At 64.6% G+C, this 18712-nt stretch carries 13 protein-coding genes; 6 read left to right on the top strand and 7 right to left on the bottom strand.

The genetic code is table 11. The annotated features are described in order from the left end of the window. Positions 1-110: 110 nt before the first annotated feature. The 4 genes from AC0L3C_RS30520 to AC0L3C_RS30505 all read right to left on the bottom strand — a co-directional run bounded on the left by AC0L3C_RS30520 (position 111) and on the right by AC0L3C_RS30505 (position 4025). A complete protein-coding gene (locus tag AC0L3C_RS30520) occupies positions 111-959 on the bottom strand; it encodes an enoyl-CoA hydratase/isomerase family protein (RefSeq protein WP_473260131.1) in 849 nt (282 codons plus the stop codon). A gap of 61 nt (positions 960-1020) precedes the next feature. After that, a complete protein-coding gene (locus AC0L3C_RS30515) occupies positions 1021-2334 on the bottom strand; it encodes an epoxide hydrolase family protein (RefSeq protein WP_473409787.1) in 1314 nt (437 codons plus the stop codon). A 260-nt stretch (positions 2335-2594) separates the two neighbouring features. Further along, the gene (locus AC0L3C_RS30510) at positions 2595-3320 is read right to left on the bottom strand and encodes a VOC family protein (RefSeq protein ID WP_473409786.1); all 726 of its coding nucleotides are present in this window, start codon (positions 3318-3320) and stop codon (positions 2595-2597) included. Positions 3321-3353: 33 nt separating this feature from the next. After that, on the bottom strand, positions 3354-4025 hold the full coding sequence (locus AC0L3C_RS30505; protein ID WP_473280043.1) for a sensor histidine kinase: 672 nt from the start codon (positions 4023-4025) through the stop codon (positions 3354-3356). Between the two features lie 333 nt (positions 4026-4358). On the opposite strand from AC0L3C_RS30505, the gene AC0L3C_RS30500 reads away from it, so the two are divergent. Next, a complete protein-coding gene (locus AC0L3C_RS30500; RefSeq protein ID WP_473409785.1) occupies positions 4359-7202 on the top strand; it encodes an ATP-binding protein in 2844 nt (947 codons plus the stop codon). Between the two features lie 118 nt (positions 7203-7320). Continuing rightward, the gene (locus AC0L3C_RS30495; protein ID WP_473409784.1) at positions 7321-8028 is read left to right on the top strand and encodes a hypothetical protein; all 708 of its coding nucleotides are present in this window, start codon (positions 7321-7323) and stop codon (positions 8026-8028) included. A gap of 26 nt (positions 8029-8054) precedes the next feature. On the opposite strand, the gene AC0L3C_RS30490 is transcribed toward AC0L3C_RS30495, so the two are convergent. After that, positions 8055-10937, bottom strand: a complete 2883-nt coding sequence (locus tag AC0L3C_RS30490; RefSeq protein ID WP_473409783.1) for an ATP-binding protein — start codon at positions 10935-10937, stop codon at positions 8055-8057. Positions 10938-11290: 353 nt separating this feature from the next. On the opposite strand from AC0L3C_RS30490, the gene AC0L3C_RS30485 reads away from it, so the two are divergent. Continuing rightward, positions 11291-12274: a helix-turn-helix domain-containing protein gene (locus AC0L3C_RS30485; protein ID WP_473409793.1), complete on the top strand. Its 984-nt coding sequence runs from the start codon at positions 11291-11293 to the stop codon at positions 12272-12274. An 84-nt stretch (positions 12275-12358) separates the two neighbouring features. Here the strand turns inward: AC0L3C_RS30485 and AC0L3C_RS30480 are convergent, their stop codons facing one another. Then, the gene (locus AC0L3C_RS30480) at positions 12359-14680 is read right to left on the bottom strand and encodes a molybdopterin guanine dinucleotide-containing S/N-oxide reductase (RefSeq protein WP_473409782.1); all 2322 of its coding nucleotides are present in this window, start codon (positions 14678-14680) and stop codon (positions 12359-12361) included. A 271-nt stretch (positions 14681-14951) separates the two neighbouring features. Between AC0L3C_RS30480 and AC0L3C_RS30475 the strand changes: the two genes are divergently transcribed. After that, positions 14952-15344, top strand: a complete 393-nt coding sequence (locus tag AC0L3C_RS30475) for a RidA family protein (RefSeq protein ID WP_473260655.1) — start codon at positions 14952-14954, stop codon at positions 15342-15344. Positions 15345-15424: 80 nt separating this feature from the next. On the opposite strand, the gene AC0L3C_RS30470 is transcribed toward AC0L3C_RS30475, so the two are convergent. Next, positions 15425-16369 carry a LysR family transcriptional regulator gene (locus AC0L3C_RS30470; protein WP_473409781.1) on the bottom strand — a complete coding sequence of 315 codons (945 nt, stop codon included), beginning with the start codon at positions 16367-16369 and terminating at the stop codon, positions 15425-15427. A 230-nt stretch (positions 16370-16599) separates the two neighbouring features. Here AC0L3C_RS30470 and AC0L3C_RS30465 point away from each other — a divergent pair, with 230 nt between their 5' ends. Beyond that, positions 16600-17535, top strand: a complete 936-nt coding sequence (locus AC0L3C_RS30465) for an MBL fold metallo-hydrolase (protein WP_473409780.1) — start codon at positions 16600-16602, stop codon at positions 17533-17535. A gap of 15 nt (positions 17536-17550) precedes the next feature. Then, complete coding sequence (locus AC0L3C_RS30460; RefSeq protein ID WP_473409779.1) at positions 17551-18552, top strand: alpha/beta hydrolase; 1002 nt, start codon at positions 17551-17553, stop codon at positions 18550-18552. Positions 18553-18712 lie beyond the last annotated feature (160 nt).

The raw sequence follows: 18712 nt of genomic DNA, 5'->3' as shown, positions 1-18712 counted from the left end.
GCCGTAGCGGTTCCGTCAAATCCCGTTCCGATAAAATCGGAACGAGACTTGATTCTTGCTTTGGCGCGTTTTCTTCACGCGAACCGGTATCCACTTCGCTCGAAAACGCTTTAGCTACCAATCTGTCCGACGTGGAAGCCGAGCCGGTTCTCGACATCACCGGCGCGGTGGAAGCCGCGCGACATCAGCGCCTTGATGCGGGTCCGGCTCGCGGGGCGGCTGAGTGAGGCCAGGAAGGCGTCCCATTCCGGCTTGATCTCGACATCCGGCGGCAGGCTTGCGACGTCAACGAGGCGCTTGGTCTCGGCAATCGCCTCCTTGTCGAAGGACGCGATGCGCATCGCCAACGCCTCGACGAAGCCGTCGAGCTCGGCATCCGGCAACGACCGGTTCACATAGCCGTAGCGTTCGGCGAGATCGCCGTGGATGTCGTCGGCGCCGAGCAGAACTTCGAGCGCGCGGCCGCGGCCCATCAGGCGCGGCAACCGCGCCATCGGCCCGCCGCCAGGTACCAGGCCCGCACCGACCTCCCATTGCGACAGAATCGCCTTTTCGCGGCTGGCAAAACGCATGTCGCTCGCGAGCGCCAGCTCGCTGCCGACGCCGGTCGCACGGCCCCTGATCGAGGCAATTGAAACAACGGGCGCGCGGCTGAGACGCACCAGCATGTCGGGCAGCGCCTGCAGGCCGGTCGGCCCGGGCGGGATACGAAGCGAATCCTCCAGGGGCGCGAGGAAGTCGTAATGCGTGATGAAGAAGCCTTCGACGGCACTGTCGAACACCACGACCTTCACCTCAGGATCGGTCTCGATCGCCGTGACGACGTCGTCGAGAAGCGGAAGCTGCTTGGGGCCGAAGATATTGACCGGGGGCATGTCGAAGGTGACACGCCAATACGACGGCAGCCGACGTTCCAGGCGGATTTGGTCGGTCGTGAAGGAGCGTTCGGGGCGGTTCATGATTGTATTCCTGTCTATGGGGAAAGAAGGGAACGCGCGGAAGTGCGCGTCCCCGAAGGTCTCAGATCGACTGACGCAGCGCTCGGAAGGCGGTGCGCATTTCCGCGCAGAACAACGCGGGCTGCTCCCAGGCCGCGAAATGACCGCCCTTGTCGAGACGGTTGTAGTGCATCAGTTTGGGATAGGCCTTCTCGGTCCAGCTGCGCGGCGCGGCGTAGATTTCGTCCGGGAAGACGCTGACGGCGACGGGAATCTTGATGTGCTTGGGCTCGAAGAACACCAGCTTGTTTTCCCAGTACAGCCGCGCCGATGACACCGCGGTGTTGGTGAGCCAGTAGAGCGTGATGTTGTCGATCACGTCGTCGCGCGACAGCCCTTCAGTCTTGCCGTCGAACACCCGGGCGATCATCGCGGCGCTGCGCGCATCATGGTCGAGCATCCAGGACGCCAGGCCCGCCGGCGAATCCACCAGACCATAGAGCGTCTGCGGCCGGTTGGACATTTCGATCGCGTAGCCGAGACCGTGCTTGTAGAAATCATCGAGCTGATCGTAAGCGTAGCGCTCGTCGGCCGAAAGGTTCGAGGGCCGCGATCCGCCGGGCTGAAGCGCCCTGGCGATGTCGTCCGGAACGGTCGCCGGCATGTTGGTGTGGATGCCCAGCAGCTCGGGCGGCGCGATCACCGCCATCTGTTCCGTCACGGCATTGCCCCAATCGCCGCCTTGCGCGACATAGCGGTTGTAGCCGAGCCGCTTCATCAGCACGATCCAGGCGCGCGCGACGCGCTGCGGATCCCAGCCCAATTCCGTCGGCTTGCCGGAGAAGCCGTGGCCGGGCAGCGACGGGATCACGAGATCGAAGGCGTCCGCCGCCGTCGCGCCGTGTGCGGTGGGGTCGGTGAGCGGGCCGACGATCTTCATCTGCTCGATGATCGAACCGGGCCAGCCATGCGTGACGATCATCGGCAATGCATTCTCGTGCCTGGAGCGAACGTGAATGAAGTGGATGTCGACGCCGTCGATCTCGGTGACGAATTGCGGCAAGGCATTCAGCCGCGCCTCCATCTTGCGCCAGTCGTAGTCGTTCTGCCAGTAACTCACGAGCTGCTGCACTGTCGTCAGTTGCACGCCCTGCGATTGATCGGCAACGATCTCACGATCCGGCCAGCGCGTCGCCGCAAGACGGCGGCGGAGATCGAGCAAATCCTGCTCGGGCACGCTGACGTGGAACGGGCGAACCGCTCCGCTCACGCCGGCCTTCGCGGAATGCAGCGGCAGCAGGCTCGATACGCTTGCGGCAACTGCGGTCATCGCGGCCTGGCCCAACAGTTGACGGCGGTCTGGATTGAGAATGTCAGTACGTGCTTGCGTGGCCATGTTCGATCTCCCTGGCTTTGGTCGGTGACGCTGACCGAATTCGACATCAACGCCTCGGTTCGTCATGCAGAGAGATTGGCGCAACCCCCGGCAATTTGCTCGTTATGGGTTGTTAGACCGCGTTAGCCGTTGCGAGCCGCCGCGCGAGAGCGAAGAGAGCGATCCGCGATGCTGGCCGCCGCAGCAACACGGCGCGCGATGAGCTCGGTCATCCCACGCCGCGTCGGCTTGCATCAGTCGAAGATTCCGTGCTGTCCAGCTCAGGACGGCAGCGGCTGGCCCGCCTGCTCGCGGACGATATGATCGGCGTACCAATCCGCCCAGTTCTCATCGTGCCCGCCGGTCCGCTTCTCGTGCTCGCCATGTGCCACCGCCGCGCGGCGCAGTGCTGCGGCCAGCGCAGCCTGCGAAGCGAATGTGGTGCCGTCGCCCGCGATCCGTCCCGGCAATCGCGTCGTGACCTCCTGGAACAGCCAGCCATTGCCGTCGGGATCGCTGAACGAGGCAAATGAGCCGTAGCTGCCGCGCTTCGGGTCGGCACCGCTCACCCGAACGCTGCCGGAGAGATAAGGCTCGTCGGTTCCGGCGTGAACATCGCCGGCACCGTGGAATGGAGCGCTGACCTCGATGCCGCGATCGAGCAGATCCTTTCGCGCCGCCTCCAGATCGGAGACGATCAGGTACAAGCCTCGCACCGAGCCCGGCACTGCCGCCGTAACGTTCCGGCCGAAGATCACCGAGCAGGCCGAACCTGGCGGCGTGAACTGGATCACGCGCCAATCGTCGCCGGAGGCAAAATCGGCATCCAGTCGCCAGCCGAGACGCGCGTAGAAGGCCTTGGCGCGATCGACGTCGGACACGGGGATCACGATCACCTCGAGCCTCTGATCGACGCCACGCGATGTCGAAGGCTTATTCGCAGACTGGTTGGAAGGCTTGTTGGAAGGATTGGCCGCGGCGTCGCGGTCGATTTCAGTAGTGGCCATGTCGAACTCCCTGGGTTGGATCTAAGACGAACTTCAACCAGCGGCGATCGGCATCACGATGGTTACGCGTGTGCCGTCTTCTCCCGCCTCGCCCTGCAGTCGGGCGTGAATGCTGCGTGCGAGTCCTTCGAGAATCCGGCTGCCGGTGCCCTGAAGCGGCCCGGTCGCACCGATCCCGTTGTCGGCCACCGTGCAGAACCAGGCGCCGTCGCGATTGGCCATTTCGATGCGGATCATTGCATCATTCCTCTTCGGGAAGGCGTGCTTGGCCGCATTCGTCACCAGCTCCGTCAGCATCAGCGCGAGCCGATGGCATTGCGACGCCGGCAACGTGCCGCTTTCGATCGCCGCCTCGCAGCGGATGCCCGCGGGCTCCAGCACGGCCTCGGAAATCGCTCCGCACAAATTTTCGAAGAAGGCCGCCACCGGGATCGCCGTACGGTCGTCATTGTCGGACAAGAGCTGATAGAGCCTGCCGAAGGCGACGATGCGCCGCTCGAGCCGGTCCGCTGCAAGCGATACGTCCCTGGTACCCGTTCGGGTGAAATCGCGGCGGACTGACGCACCGAGTATCGTCAGCGTGTTCTTCATCCGATGGTGGGATTCCCGCAGCACGAGCTCCCAGTCACGCGACTGATCGTCTAAACTGGCCACAAATTGAGATCGAACGACGTCGTCATTCGGCCGAGCATTGATACCGGACATCGTAGCCTCCCCGTTGGAATTAGCGTCGAACTCGGAACTGATACTGGATCCAGTTCGCGCGCATTGCTCGTTAGACGTTGCAAGATTTTGTTATGATGGCGGTACGACGACCGGACTCCGAGACGTAGGCTTGGTCGTCAAGCACGCTGCCCGGGCTGTCCCGATCGCTTCGCAAGATGTTGGCGTTTAAGCCAATTTGAGACGGATCGCCGCGAGCAGCCGGCCAATTGCCGGCGCCCCACGCGATTTCGCCACTTTCGACCAGTTTACTCAGGGTTCCCTTCTGGTAGATCAAAGTGCAGAGTTCAGCTCTTTCACTGGAATGATTGGCCCGTGCCGGACACTAACGACCAGGATTTGGCCATTGCTTTCGGGCCATTCCGGCTGTTTGCAAAGACGCGGCTGCTCGAGAAGGACGGCGCCCCGGTTCACCTCGGCGGCCGCGCACTCGACATTCTCGTTTTCCTGGCCGAGCGCGCCGGCGAGGTCGTGGACAAGCGTGAGTTGATCCGGCGGGTCTGGGCCGACGTGAATGTGGACGAAGGCAGCCTGCGCTTTCACATCACGACGTTGCGCAAGGCCTTGGGCGATCCGGGCGAAGGCTCCCGCTACGTCTTGAACGTCCCCGGACGGGGTTATTGCTTCACGGCCGCGCTGCTCCGGGCCGCCCCATCGGAGAACCGGACCAGCCTGCCCGTCGCTGCGCCGCGCTCGCTGCCCTCGCCGCTTTCGAAGATGATCGGGCGGGACGATGCGGTCGCGAAAATTTCCGCCGAACTCGCCTTGCATCGCTTCGTCACGATCGTCGGCCCCGGCGGGATCGGCAAGACCTCGGTCGCACTGGCCGTGGCGCATGGCGAGCTCCAGGCCTTTGACGGCCAAGTGTGTTTTGTCGATTTCGGCGCACTGCGAGAAACCAGGCTCGTTGCGGGAACAATTGCGGCCGCGCTCGGCCTGACCGTCAATTCCGACGATCCGATGCCGGGGTTGCTGACGTTCCTGCGCAGCCGGCGGATGCTGCTGGTCTTCGACAGTTGCGAGCACATCCTCGACGATCTCGCCCCCCTGGCCGAGCGCATCGTCCGGGAAGCGGGCGGGCTGCATATTCTTGCCACCAGCCGCGAATCTTTCCGCGCCGATGGTGAGCGTGTCCATCGGCTGTTTCCACTGGATTGCCCGCCACAGCGCGACGGACTCGGCATCGCGGATATCCTTGCCTATCCCGCAACTCAGCTCTTCGTGGAACGCATTGCAGAGAGCCTGAGCGAATTCGAGCTCAGCGAAGAGGATGCGCCGCTCGTCGCCGAGATCTGCCGTCGGCTGGACGGCATCGCGCTCGCCATCGAGCTCGCGGCCGGGCGTGTGAACGCCTACGGCATTGCCGGGACCGCCTCGCTGCTCGACAGCCGTTTCTCGCTGCTATGGCGCGGTCGGCGCACCGCTGTCCCGCGGCACCACACCCTGAGTGCGGCGCTCGCCTGGAGCTATGATTTGCTGCCGGCAAACGAAAGCGCAACACTGCGCGGATTGTCGGCATTCGTCGGGCCGTTCACCCTGGAGGCCGCGCTTGCGGTCGCATCCTGTCAGGGCATTGGCGAGGCAGAAGCCGCCGAGGCGATCTCCAATCTGCTTTCCAAATCGCTGATCGCGACCTCGCCTGCGGAGCGGCGGCTGCGCTATCGCCTGCTGGATACGACGCGTGCCTTCGTCGCGGAGAAGCTCGTCGAGAACGGCGAAGCGGACCGCATCGCACGCGCCCACGCCGAATATTTCCGCGACTTCCTGCGCGACATCGCTCTCCAATCCACGGGCATGCAGAGTGCCGGCGGCTTCCTTCCCTATGCCGACCACCTGCCCAATGTTCGGGCCGCGCTGACCTGGAGCTTTTCACACGGCGGGGACCGAACGATCGGCGTGGATCTGGCGGCGTCGGCGGCCCAGTTCTTCCTTGAGCTGACATTGCTGACGGAATGCTACCGCTGGACCCAGCAGGCGCTAGCGTCCCTCGATGCGAGCGCGGGGGATGGCCGCAATGAAATGATCTTGCAGGCCGCGCTCGGCGTCTCCGCGATGTTCACGCAGGGCAATACCGAAGCGGTCCGCTCGGCGTTCACGCGCAGTCTCCAGCTTGCCCGAGAGCTCCAGGATCTGCACTGGCAGCTCTGGCTGCTGCGCGGATTACACATCTACCTCACCAGGGTCGGGGATTTTCACGGAGCGCTCGGAACCGGCGAACAGGGCGAGAGCGTCGCGCGGAAGCTGAACGATCCCGCCAGCACGCTGAACGTCGAATGGATGCTGGGCGTCGCCCATCATTTGATCGGCAACCAGGACAAGGCGGTGCAGCTCTGCGAGAGCGCGATGTTGCACAATCCCGGCTCGCAGCGGCTGAATATCGGGCATCTCGGCTATGATGACCGCATCGTCGCACTGGTGGCGCTGGCGCGCGGGCTTTGGCTCACCGGCCGGCCCGATCGTGCGATCGAGGCGTCCCGATACACCATTCGCGAAGCCGAGCTGCTCGAACAGCCGCTCACTCTCGGTATTTCCTTGATCTGGACCATCTACGTGTTCCTCTGGGTCGGCGACTTGGCCAATGCGGAAATCCTGATCGAGCGACTGATCGATCATTCCGCGCGGCACTTCCTCGGGCCCTATCATGCGGTCGGCATCGGTCAGAAGGGTGAGCTGCTGCTTCGCCGCGGCGACGCCGCCGCCGGCATCGAGCACCTCCGCCGCAGCCAGGCCACGCTGTACGCGACGCGACACCGCATCATGACGACGGTGTTTGCGACCGCGCTCGCGGAGGGTCTCGCCTCCCAGAACCAGGCCGGCGAAGCCTTGCAGACCATCAATGATGCCATCGCGGAGATCCCGGATCATGGCGAATCCTTCGACATGCCGGAGATGCTCAGGGTCAAGGGCGACATCCTCGCCCGGTCGGGCAACGCCGCGGAGGCCGAGAGCTGCTTCCGGGAATCGCTCGATCTGTCACGCCGCCAATGCGCGCTCGGCTGGGAGCTGCGCGGGGCGATCAGTCTCGGCCGGGTCTGGCGCCAGGCCGGAAAAGCCGGAGACGCACGCGCCCTGCTCGCCCCGCTCGTCGCACGATACCAAGAGGGCCTCCAGACCCGTGATCTGGTCGCCGCCAGGGAGCTCCTTACGGCGCTGAATTGAGAGTATCTTCAACGGGATACCGCAAGAATATCCGCTCGCAACTCCTAACAACTTCTAACACGCCAAGCCGCATCCGCCCCGCCATGGTGGCGGCACTTCATGGTGGATATGGCGGGACATGGCGCTTCTTGACGATGCAATTGATGCCAGCGGCGGAATGGCCCGCTGGAATAGCTTGAGCCGGTTCACGCTTCACCTCTCCGTCGCCGGAACGCTGTTCTCCAGCACCGGACATGCCAGCGAATTCAAGGACGTGACGGCGGAGGGCTCGACCCGCACGCAGTCGGTCCGCTTCACCGGCATTACCGGAGGCGAACACTCCGGCTCTTTTCAGCCGGACGCGATCACGATCGAAAGCCTCGAGGGTGAGGTCCTCAGGACCTGGCGCAATCCGAGCCTTGCGTTCACCGAGGCCGGTTCGCCCACGCTGGTGGACGAACTGCATCTCGTCTTCTTCTGCGGCGTCGCGATCTGGAACTATCTGACCAATCCATTCCTGCTCGCACATCCCGACGTGGTGGTGGAGGAACTGTCACCATGGCAGGAGAACAACGAGACATGGCGGCGGCTCCGGGCGCAGTTCCCGCCGGGCCTGATCACGCTTGCGCCCGAGCAGATCTTCTATTTCGACGACAACGCGTTGCAACGGCGGACCGATCACCATCTGTTCGGAATGAAGGTCGCGCATTTCTCCTGGGCGCATGACAGCTTCGGCGGGATCGTGGTGCCGACGCTCCGACGCGCGCAGACGCTGCGGCCCGACGGCACCGTGGTCGCCAAGCCCGTGCTGATGGATGTCGAGATCTTTGACGCCGTCTTCGAGTAGCGGCACGCGCGATTCGCTTCGACTGGTCAGGCCGCCGGCTCGTTCAACATGCGCCGTGCCGCAATGAGATCGGCGGTCTCGAACCCTTCCGAGAACCGGGCATAGGTTTGGGCGAGCTGTTCGAGCGGATTTTGCCCACGCTGCCGGATTCGGAGCCGCGCCAGCGACATCTGGGCGCGCAGCCGCCAGGATAGCGCGCCCTGCTGTTCGGCGAGCGAGATCGAGGCGACGAGATCCGCCTCGGCTGCGTCGGGATTGCCGCCATGGGCCTCCAACTCTCCCCGCAGACGGAGCAGCTCGGGCATGTCGAAGCCGCCGCCTTCCTGCTCGACCCGCAGAATGGTTTCATGAAGAACATGAATGCCTTCCGTCAATTGTCCCAAGCTGACCAGGCCCCGCGACAGATCCGCAGCGAACGCCGAGGCGTAGAGCTCGTAGCGATCGGCGTGCAGGCGTGGAAGCGCACTTCGCATCAGGTCGACGCCGCCGGCGACCTCGCCCCGAGCGATCATGCTCTGCGCTCGAAAACCCGCCGCGACGGCTTCGTAAGGGACGAGTCCGTGCATGCTCGCATGCGCGGCCAGACGACCGGTCATTGCCTCGACCGACGACCAGTCGCCAAGCCAGCCGAACACCGAAGCGGACCAGCATAATGCGATAGAATGCATGACCACGTCATGCGGCGCCGAAGCACCGACCAGCGGCCGGATGCATTCAAGCGCACGATCGGGAAAGCCGCGCAGCCATAGCACGCGCGCAAGCGGAATCTGCGGTGTGCGTGAATAGGCGAAATGCCCGGGTTGGGTCCCGCGGAGCACAGCGTCGTCGCGCAGGCCCTGGTCGAGATGGGCTTGCGCCTCGGCCTGGTCTCCGGCGAGGTGATACGACACGCCGAGCAGCGCTTTGCTCCCGGCGATGCCCGCGGTATCGCCGATCAGGCGAGCAATCCGCTCGGCGTGAAGCGCAGTCGGCACCAGATGCCGATAGCGACCGGTCCGGCGGTAGAACATATTGAGCCGGGACAACAACCTGAATGTGTTGGCGTGATCGGAAAGCGCTTCCGCTATTTCCAGCCCGCGCTTGAGCGCCGCTTCCGCCTGCTCGCTGTTACGCTCGGTGAACATGAAGGCGTGACCGAGCGTCGACTGAAGTTCGAGCTCCCATGCGCCGCCCCGGTCGGCCTCGTCCAGCATTGCGAGTGCGCGATCGGACCAGATGCGTGCCTCGTTCAGCAAATTGAGTTCGACGAACAGCCTTGTGCAGCTGCCGGCGAGCGGCACGCGCAAGCCGGCGCCCTCGTCGTTGGCGTAACTCCATTGCAGCGCAGCGCGGGCATCGGCGAGCAGGCTCGCGCGTTCCTGCAATCGCGACGCATGATCGCTGCCCTCCTTATCCTTCATGCCCGCTTCGAGCGTGCATTGAACATAGAGAGCGTGACGGTGCGCGATCTGCGCCAGCTGTCCGCCGTCGGCCAGTTTCTGCAGGGCATAGGCACGCGTTGCGTCGAGCAGGCGATAGCGCCGAGATGCGCCGTCCGGCTGGGTGGAAACCAGCGACTTCACCACGAGTTGCTCCAGCGCCTCGACGACGCGATCCTCCGGCATCGCCGCCCCGGCTGCGACCGCTATCGCGCCCTTCAACGTGAAGTAACCTGCGAAGACCGCGAGGCGCTGAAATACGATCCGCTCGTTCTCGCCGATCAGACCGAAACTCCAGTCGAGCGTAGCGCCGAGCGTCTGCTGCCGCTGCGGCGCCGTTCGCCGCCCGCGCCATTCGAGCTGCAGCCGGTTGTCGAGCAGCGCCGCCATCTCGCGCAGTCCGTAGAGACCGACACGTGCAGCAGCCAGCTCGATCGCCAGCGCGATGCCATCGAGCTTGCCGCAAATCCGGGCCAGGACTTCGGCATCCTCGTCGGTGATGTCGTCGCGATGCCCCGCCGCGACGGCCCGATCGACGAACAGGCGCACAGCGGGATAGGCCAGCACCTCGCCGGCACTGAGGCGGGTGCCCTGGGGCGGCCCCGGGAGCGAAACGAGCTCGAAAATCTGCTCGCCTTCCACCAGCAGCGACTCGCGGCTGGTTGCGAGGATGACGATGCCCGGCGCCTCCCGGTAGATGTTTTCTGCAAGACGCGCGACCTCCTCGATGACGTGCTCGCAGCTGTCGAGCACGAGAAGAAGCCGCCGGCCGCGCAGGAAATTGACGATGCTGGCCGAGGGATCATCGTGGTGCACGACGAGTCCTAACGCGGCAGCAACCGTGCTCGCGACCAGGGCCGCGTCCTTGAGCGGACCGAATTCGAGGAAATGGACGTTGCCGTCGAACCCATCGCACATTTCGTGCGCGAGCGCGGTCGCAACGGTGGTCTTGCCGATGCCACCCGGCCCTCGCAGCGTGACGAAACGATCGCGGAGCAAGCGAGCCGCCAACTCGGCCACGGCGTCCTCGCGCCCGACCATCCGGTCCAATCGGCGCGGCAGCGACGGTGGCGGCGCGGCCCTTCCAGGCGCAGGCGACGCCAGCGCCGCCACCTCAGCGCGCCCGCCACGCCGCACGGGCGCGACAAAGCAATAGCCCCGGCCCGGAATGTTGGTGATGTAGCGGGCCCCATCCTTTCCGTCGCCGAGCACCTTGCGCAACTCCGCAACATGGACGCGCAGGCTGACCTCCTCGACGGAAAGTCCGGACCACGCATAGCCGAGAATTTCGTCCTTCGGGACCACTTCGCCGGCGCGACTGACCAGCAGGCGCAAAATATCCATCGCGCGGCTGCCGAGCCTGACCGGCGAGCCATCCTTCTCCAGCAGCCGCGACCGAAGCGAGAATGGCCCGAACGCGACGGCATCGAAATCTGGGATCGCCGCGGCGTCGCGGCCGCGGGGACCCTGTCCTGCCGAGAGCTCGGTCACTTCTGACTCATCCTGAAGGCCGCTCCATCGAAATGCGCCGCGACTATAGCCGGCACCGGTGGGAGGTCCAGCGAGGGCAACGCCCGGAACTCACACCGCCGCATCAACCTCCACGCGGTGACCGGCGCTCTCCTGAGGCGCGTCGGGGATGCGCAAACATCTGATAAATTGTACAAAAACGGCGCTTCCTGAGACGGGATGCCGCACCCGATGCGCTCCCACAAAAACTAACACATCCTAATCACCACTAACGAGCTTGCAGGTCGGCTCACGCCTATCCTCTCAGCATGGAAAGCAGGGCTTTGCGCGTTTGCTGGTTGCAAACAGCAGAGAAAGCCCGGAGAGGACGAATGATGTTGACCAATTTGCAGGCAGGTGATGCCTGGATTGAATTTCCGGGCGCCTCGGGGGATTGCGAGATTCCCCAGGCAACACAAGCGATCATTCGGGAGCGTCAATGGCGTGAGATCGATCCGCGCGCGGGGGCGGCGGCTGAGGACATCGCGATCTCGCGGTGGGAAGACCAGCGGAGCACCTCGTCGCACGCAGCGACGACGCCTGAGGATCGCTATTTCGTCGGCATCGCCCTCAGGACCACGCGCGCGAAGCTCATCCGGGATCGCCAGGTCATTTTTGACGGGACCATGCCCGCGGGCACACTGTATCTCACCGCGCCGTCGAAGCCCCTCGCCGTGCAGTTCCAGTCGCCATGCGCCTTCTTGCACTTTCACATTTCCGCGGATCAATTTCCGGAGCAATCTTCCGGGACCGAGGGATTGAATGATCTCGTCCTGTTGCGCGATCCGCTCGCAGCCGAGCTTGCAAACGCGCTGATCGAACTTGGCGACGCCGCGGACCACGAGTTTACGCGCCGCATTGGCCAAACCCTCGCGATGCATCTCGCGCGCCTGGAATTGCCACGCGCCAAGGTCAATGCCTTGCCGAAATGGCGGCTACGGCGCGTCGAGCAATATGTCGCCGATCATTTCCACCGCTGCATCAGCCTGTCCGAACTCGCCAAGGTCGCCGGCCTGTCCAGAATGCACTTTGCGGCGCAGTTCCGCGTCGCGACCGGTTACCGGCCCCGCGAATATCTGCTCAACCACCGGATCGAGCAGGCCAAGACGCTGCTGGCCACCACCGAACGGCCGCTGGCGGAGATCGCGCTGGCGGTCGGCTTCAGCACGCAGGCGCATTTTTCGACCGTCTTCAAGCGCATCAGCGATCAATCCCCGGCACGCTGGCGTCTCGCCAACAAGGGCGGACGGCGAGAGGTGCAAGCACTCCCTCCGCGTCGTCCTTCTACGGAGAGGGACTGGATCGGCGCAGCCGCGTAAGCATTCGCTCGCGCCCTCATCCTCCCGGGCCTGCGAGCCACTCGGGGCCGCCCCTGCACCCACACAGGGCGGCCCCCCTTTTTTCTACACAGGATCGAAAGCCCGGATCGGCGGCAGATTGCCGGTGAACTTCTCGACCTCGACTGTCGTGAGCTGGCCGGTGCAGCCTTGCGCAAAGGACGAGGTGCCGACGTCGCGGGTGAGCACGTTCGGATTGCCGTGCACGCAGAGCGGTGCATCGTCTTCGGGGTCCATCGGGTCGTACCAGGCGCCGGTCGGCAGCTGGATCACGCCGGGCGCGATGCTGTCGGTAACGTGGACCGCGGCGAGGCAAGCGCCGCGCGCGTTGAACACCCGGATGATGTCGGCGTGCTTGATCCCGCGCGCGTCTGCGTCCTGCGGGTTCATGCGCGCGACCTCGCGGCCGCGATGTTTGCTTTGAAGCGAATGGCCGCCGAAATCGAGCTGGCTATGCAGACGCGTCACCGGCTGGTTGGCGACCAGGAAGCACGGCGCCCCCGGCTCGGGCATGTCGGACTTCTCCAGCCAGACCGGATGGCCCGGGCAATCCGCATCGCCATGACCCGCGATCTTGGCAGAGAATATTTCGATGCGACCGCTCGGCGTCGGCAAAGCCTGATTGACGGGATCGCCGCGGAAGCGGCGCAGCCGGCCGCCGTCGTCGGGCTGCTGCGGCACGACCAGGCTGCCGCGCCGCCAGAACTCTTCGAAGCTCGGCGCCTCCAGGCCGCGCGCTTCGAGCGAGGCGCGGGTCGGCTCATAAAGATGTTCCAGCCACTGACGTGACGTCCGCCCCTCCGTGAAGGGTTCGCGCGCGCCGAGGCGGTCGGCGAGATCGGCGAAGATCTCGTAGTCGTCGCGCGCAAGGCCGAACGGCTCGGCGATCCGGTGCATCGCGACCATCAGGGGATCGTTGCTGGAATAGCCGATGTCTTCGCGTTCGAGCGTCATGGTCGAGGGCAGCACGATGTCGGCATGCCGGGCCGTGGCAGTCCATGCGAGCTCGTGCACCACAAGCGTGTCCACTTTCGCAAACGCTTTGCGCAGGCGGTTGATGTCCTGGTGGTGATGGAAGGGATTGCCACCGGCCCAGTAGACGAGGCGGATATCCGGATAGGTGCGCGTCTCGCCGTTGTAACGATAGGTGCTTCCCGGGTTGAGCAGCATGTCGGCGATGCGCGCCACCGGAATGAAATCGCGGACGGCGTTGCGGCCCTGCCCCAATGTCGGTCCCGGCACGTCGTTGACGCGGCGGCCGTAATAGCCGATCGCCCCCAACGAATAGGCGTAGCCGCCACCGGAGAGGCCGATCTGGCCGAGCGCGGCCGCCAGCACCATGCCCATCCACACCGGCTGTTCGCCATGCTCGGCGCGCTGGAGCGAATGAGAGACGGTGATGAGCGCGCGCTTGCCGGCAAGCCGGCGCGCCAGATTGCGGATTGTGTCGGTGTCGACGCCGCAGATCGCGGCGGCCCATTCGGCGTGCTTGGGTTGGCCATCGCTCTCACCGGTGAGATAGCGCAGGAAGACGGGCCATCCCTCGGTGTAGCGATCGAGGAAAGCCTGGTCGTGCAGGTTTTCCGCGACCAGCGTATGAACAAGGCCGAGCATGAGCGCGGTGTCGGTGCCGGGCACGCATGTCATCCATTCGGCGCCGGCCTCGACGGGCAGGTCTTCGCGCAGTGGGCTGACCAGGATGAACTCGCAGCCGCGGCGGCGCGCAGCTTCCATCGCGCCGCGCTCGACATGCTTGCTGATCGAGCCGCCTGCGACCATCGAGTTCTTCAGCGCCATCCCGCCGAACGCCAGCACGATGTCGGTATCAGCCGCGATCTGCTCCCAGGTGACGTTGCGTTTGGTGATGTCCTCGTAACCGCAGAGGATCTGCGGCAGCAGCACCGAGGACGCGCCGGAGGAATAGGAGTTCACCGAGCGCACATAGCCGCCCAAGGCGATGTTGAGGAAGCGATGCACCTGGCTCTGGGCGTGGTGGAAGCGGCCCGCGCTCGACCAGCCATAGGAACCGCCGAACACCGCGCCGGGGCCGCGCGTGTCACGGATGCGTGCCAGCTCGTCGCCGAGCAGATCGAGCGCCTTCTCCCAGCTGACGGAGACGAATTCGTCGCGGCCGCGGCGATCGTCGGGACCGGGACCGCGTTCGAGCCAGCCGCGGCGGATCGCCGGCTGGGTGATGCGCGCCTGATGGCGCAGCGCGCCGGGAAAATTGTCGATGATGCGGTTCGGATCGGGGTCGCCCGCATACGCCCTGACCTCGAGCCCGGCCTCGCCTTGACGTGCCGAGAACACGCCCCAATGCGAGGTGTGCGGCTTGAAGCCGTCGGACAGGTCGAGCCCGGGGTCGGGGAAGCCAATCGTATCGTCCATCGTTGCATTCCTTGTTCCGGTCGGCACGGTCCCGGCCGCACCGATGTCATCCGGGTGGCAGTATAGCGATCCGCTCTTCGATGTCGTCGGGTCAGGGCCGGCGAAAATGCCGGGCGCTCGTGCAAAGACAGATTGACGAACGTTCGCAGACGATTTTCGACCAGTTTGTGCTTTTATTTTCAACGCTTTAGTCGGTTGCATTCAGAGCCGCGCGGTCCGTCTTTCGGTGAGACTTGGCGCGAGATCTCTTTGCGACGACACTGACATTGAAATGTGCGATATGCCGCCCGTCACACACAACATCGGTCCCATCATGATCAAGCGCGTCTTGCCCTACGAAGGTCTGCTCCACGAAGTGGTCGAGCATCATGGCGTGCTCTACATAGGCGGAATCGTCCCAGAGGACACGAGCCTCGACATGTCGGGCCAGGCAAATGACGTCCTCGGGCAGTTGGCGCAGCTGCTCAAGACCCTCGGATCCGATTTGAGCAACGTCTTGCAGGTGACCATCTACATGACGAGCCTCAAGGAGAAGGCGGAGTTCAATGCGGCCTGGAAGGCGCATTTTGCAGAGGCTCATCTGCCGGCGCGCGCCGCAATCGGCGTCGCCGATCTCGGTCCCGGCGTCAAACTCGAGATCACAGCCATCGCCGCTCGACAATAGTGGCACGGGAGCCGCTGATTGAGAGTCCCGACGATCATCAAGCCCAAATGCGTGACCTGTTGCGGTTGAGGCAAGTCGAATCAGGAGGCGGCCGCTTGGTACAGGCACTCGCGTAGCCAAGCATGAGCTCCGTCCTCCTGATTGCGCGGATGCCACAGCGCAACGATACGCGCTGGCGGCAGATCGAGCGGCGGCGGCGTGAGATCGAGCTCGTGGGAAAATCGCATTAGAAAGCGTCGCGGCAGGGTGCAGATACAGTCACTTTGCGCAAGGATGACCGGCGCCAGCGCATAGGTTTGAATCGAGACGGCGACACGTCGGGAACGGCCAAGCGCAGCCAGCGCGTCGTCGACCAGCCCGGAAAAGCCGCCGCCGTCGGCAGAGATCAGCAGATGATCGAGCGCACAAAAGCGATCGAGATCGAGCGCGCTGTTGCCGCGGGGATGACCCTTGCGCTGGGCGGAGAGGAAGCTGTCCTCGAAAAGCGGGCGCTGCATCAGATCGCCGTGTGCGCCGTCAGCCCCCGTCACCAGAATGTCGATCTCGCCTCGCTCAAGCCGATCGACCACGTCGCGCGTGGGATGGACGAAGGCCAGCCGCGCCCGTGCAGCCGTGGAGGTCAACCGCGCGACGAATCCGGGCGCCAAGGTCACGGCTGGATTCTCGTGGATGGCAACGACAAAGGTGCGCTGGCTGTGGACAGGGTCGAATGCGGCCGGCCCTTCGACCATGCGACGGAGCTTGCCGAGCACGTCCGCCAGCTCCGCCTGCAGCTCGACCGCTCTGGTCGTCGGCACCACGCCGCGGCCCGCCGCCGCGGGCACGAACAACGGGTCGGCAAAGACCTGTCGCAGCCGGTTCAACCGAGCCGATAGCGCCGGCTGACCGATGTTCAGGCGCGACGCCGCGCGCGTGACGTTCCGCTCGCGCAGCAGAGCCTCCAGGGCGAGCAATAGGCCAAGGTCGATCTCGGCGAGATCGGTGTCGTCGGCCGGTCGACCTGGACCGTGTTCCGCATCCGGCATCGGTCTTCCCCCGCTCAAGCACATGATCGCGGCCGGACGAGCCGCGACGAGAGAGGTAAAGCCAAAACGGCGGCCTGAAAAGCTGGGCTGACCGCCTTTTCGATATCGACGGGGTCGATGGGACCTATCAAACCCACGGCCCTCCCGGCGGCGTGGTTCGCTTCGTACTTCCCGGTCACCGCGGCGCTGGCAATCAGGCCGGCTCAGCCACGACCTGGAGGAGGACCTTGATGACGCATGCGATGAAAACCTATCGCATTGGCGATGCAGCCGTCACGCGGATCGATGAGTTGCGGCTTGCCGCATTCAAGTTCGAGGCCCTCTATCCTGACGCCGAGCCGGATGCGCTGGAGCGCCATCGCGACCGGCTGGAGCCAGGCTCTTTCGATCCTGCAACCGGCACCTTCATTCAGAGCATCCACAGCTGGCTGGTCAAAACCCCGCACCACACGATTTTGATCGATACGGCGACCGGCAACGACAAGAACCGGCCCGACATCCCGCCGCTGCATCGTCTGAACGAGCCGTTCCTGGCGCGGTTGGCGGCGGCGGGCGTCACTCCGGAACAGGTGGACTACGTTCTGCTCACGCATGTCCATGCTGACCACGTCGGCTGGAACACGCGCTTGGTCAACGGTCGCTGGATTCCGACATTCCCGAACGCGACTTACGTCTTCTCCGGGATCGAGCAGGCCTATGGCGAGAGCCTCGCAGCGGGCACGGAGCCCACAGGGGCAGCCCGCCCGGACCCGGCGCTCGGCCCGGCGGCGCGCAAGCCGGCCGACCGCGTCTATGACGACAGCGTGCGGCCGGTGATCGAGGCAGGGCTTGCCCAGCTCATCTCCGTGAATGGTGAGGAGGTCCTGGACGGCATCTCTTTCATCCCGACGCCCGGCCACAGCATCGATCACGCGTCGATCCGTCTCGTATCGCGCGGCGAGCAGGCGCTTTTTGCCGGCGACGTGATGCACCATCCGTTGCAGGTGTATGAGCCTTCGCTCAATTCCTGCTTCTGCGAATTCCCTGAGGCCGCCTTGCGCTCGCGCGCCGCCGTCCTCGAGGACGCAGCCGAGCTTGGCGCAACCGTCTTCACCACCCATTTCGCACAATCGTCCGTCGGACGCATCGACCGCTGCGGCGATCGCTTCGCCTGGCAATTCCTCTGATCAAGGAGACCGATCATGGACCAGCACACTTACACGCAGGCAGAGAGGCCCGACATCGTGGTCGAGGATCTCATGATCCCGAGCGATACGGCCGGCATCTCGCTTCACTTGCGCAACAAGCGACAGGCGACGCGCACGACGTTTTCCGCCGAGCGAACCATCCTGATGATGCACGGCGCGACCTATTCGTCCGAAAGCCTGTTCGACGTGCCGCTCGGCGGCATCTCCTTCATGGATCATCTGGCGGGGCATGGTTACGACGTCTTTGCACTCGACGTGCGCGGCTATGGCGGATCGACGCGTCCGCCCCAAATGGACGCACCACCGGAGGAGTCGGAGCCGCTCGTGCGCACCGAAGTCGGCGTGCGTGACCTCGCCAGCGCAGTCCAATACATCCTGAAGCAGCGCAACATCACGCAGCTCAATCTGGTCGCGATGTCCTGGGGCGGCTCTGTGGCCGGCGCCTACACGGCAGGCAATAACGACAAGGTCGCAAAGCTCGCGCTGGTCGCGCCACTGTGGTTGCTGAAGGGCCCGGCTCCGATCGATGCGGGCGGCCGCCTCGGGGCCTATCGCCACGTCCCTGTTCTGGACTTCGGGGAGCGCTGGCTTTCGGCAGCACCGGTAGCAGCGCGATCAAGTCTAATTCGAGCGGGCGGCTTCGAACTCTGGGCGAACATCTCGCTCGCGACGGACCCGCAGGCCAGCGCAGGAGCTCGTCCGCTCATGCGTGCCGTGAACGGCCCGATCCTGGACATCCGCGAATACTGGGCCGCCGGCAAGGCCCTTTACGAGCCCAGCGACATTCGCGTGCCGGTGCTCCTGGTCCACGCCGAATGGGACCGGGACGTGCCCATCGACTCGGCACAGGACTTTTTCCTCTCGCTGAAACACGCACGATATCGGCGATGGGTAGAGATCGGCGAAGGCACGCACATGGTTCTGCTGGAGAAGAACCGGTTGCAGGCGTTCGACGCGATTAACCAGTTTCTCTCGGAACAGTATGAGCACAAGTAGCACGATCTTCGCGCAGATCCCGCCGCGAAATCACTGGGGTTTCGCCTGATACCGACCGAACGGAGGCGCTCCTCGCGCTTCCGGTTCCCGAAACGTCCGATCCGTGGGGACGATCGCATGCGCCGTCCACTGTTCCGGAACGTATGACCGATGGTCCCTC

The organism is Bradyrhizobium sp. WSM4872 (genome assembly GCF_055811715.1).
This window is presented reverse-complemented; position numbering and strand designations above follow the sequence as displayed.

Bases quoted from the DNA above. Each gene is read 5' to 3' on its own strand.
- AC0L3C_RS30520 (WP_473260131.1), bottom strand. From the start codon at position 959: ATGAACCGCCCCGAACGCTCCTTCACGACCGACCAAATCCGCCTGGAA.
- AC0L3C_RS30515 (WP_473409787.1), bottom strand. From the start codon at position 2,334: ATGGCCACGCAAGCACGTACTGACATTCTCAATCCAGACCGCCGTCAA.
- AC0L3C_RS30510 (WP_473409786.1), bottom strand. From the start codon at position 3,320: ATGGCCACTACTGAAATCGACCGCGACGCCGCGGCCAATCCTTCCAAC.
- AC0L3C_RS30505 (WP_473280043.1), bottom strand. From the start codon at position 4,025: ATGTCCGGTATCAATGCTCGGCCGAATGACGACGTCGTTCGATCTCAA.
- AC0L3C_RS30495 (WP_473409784.1), top strand. From the start codon at position 7,321: ATGGCGCTTCTTGACGATGCAATTGATGCCAGCGGCGGAATGGCCCGC.
- AC0L3C_RS30485 (WP_473409793.1), top strand. From the start codon at position 11,291: ATGTTGACCAATTTGCAGGCAGGTGATGCCTGGATTGAATTTCCGGGC.
- AC0L3C_RS30480 (WP_473409782.1), bottom strand. From the start codon at position 14,680: ATGGACGATACGATTGGCTTCCCCGACCCCGGGCTCGACCTGTCCGAC.
- AC0L3C_RS30475 (WP_473260655.1), top strand. From the start codon at position 14,952: ATGTGCGATATGCCGCCCGTCACACACAACATCGGTCCCATCATGATC.
- AC0L3C_RS30470 (WP_473409781.1), bottom strand. From the start codon at position 16,369: ATGCCGGATGCGGAACACGGTCCAGGTCGACCGGCCGACGACACCGAT.
- AC0L3C_RS30465 (WP_473409780.1), top strand. From the start codon at position 16,600: ATGACGCATGCGATGAAAACCTATCGCATTGGCGATGCAGCCGTCACG.
- AC0L3C_RS30460 (WP_473409779.1), top strand. From the start codon at position 17,551: ATGGACCAGCACACTTACACGCAGGCAGAGAGGCCCGACATCGTGGTC.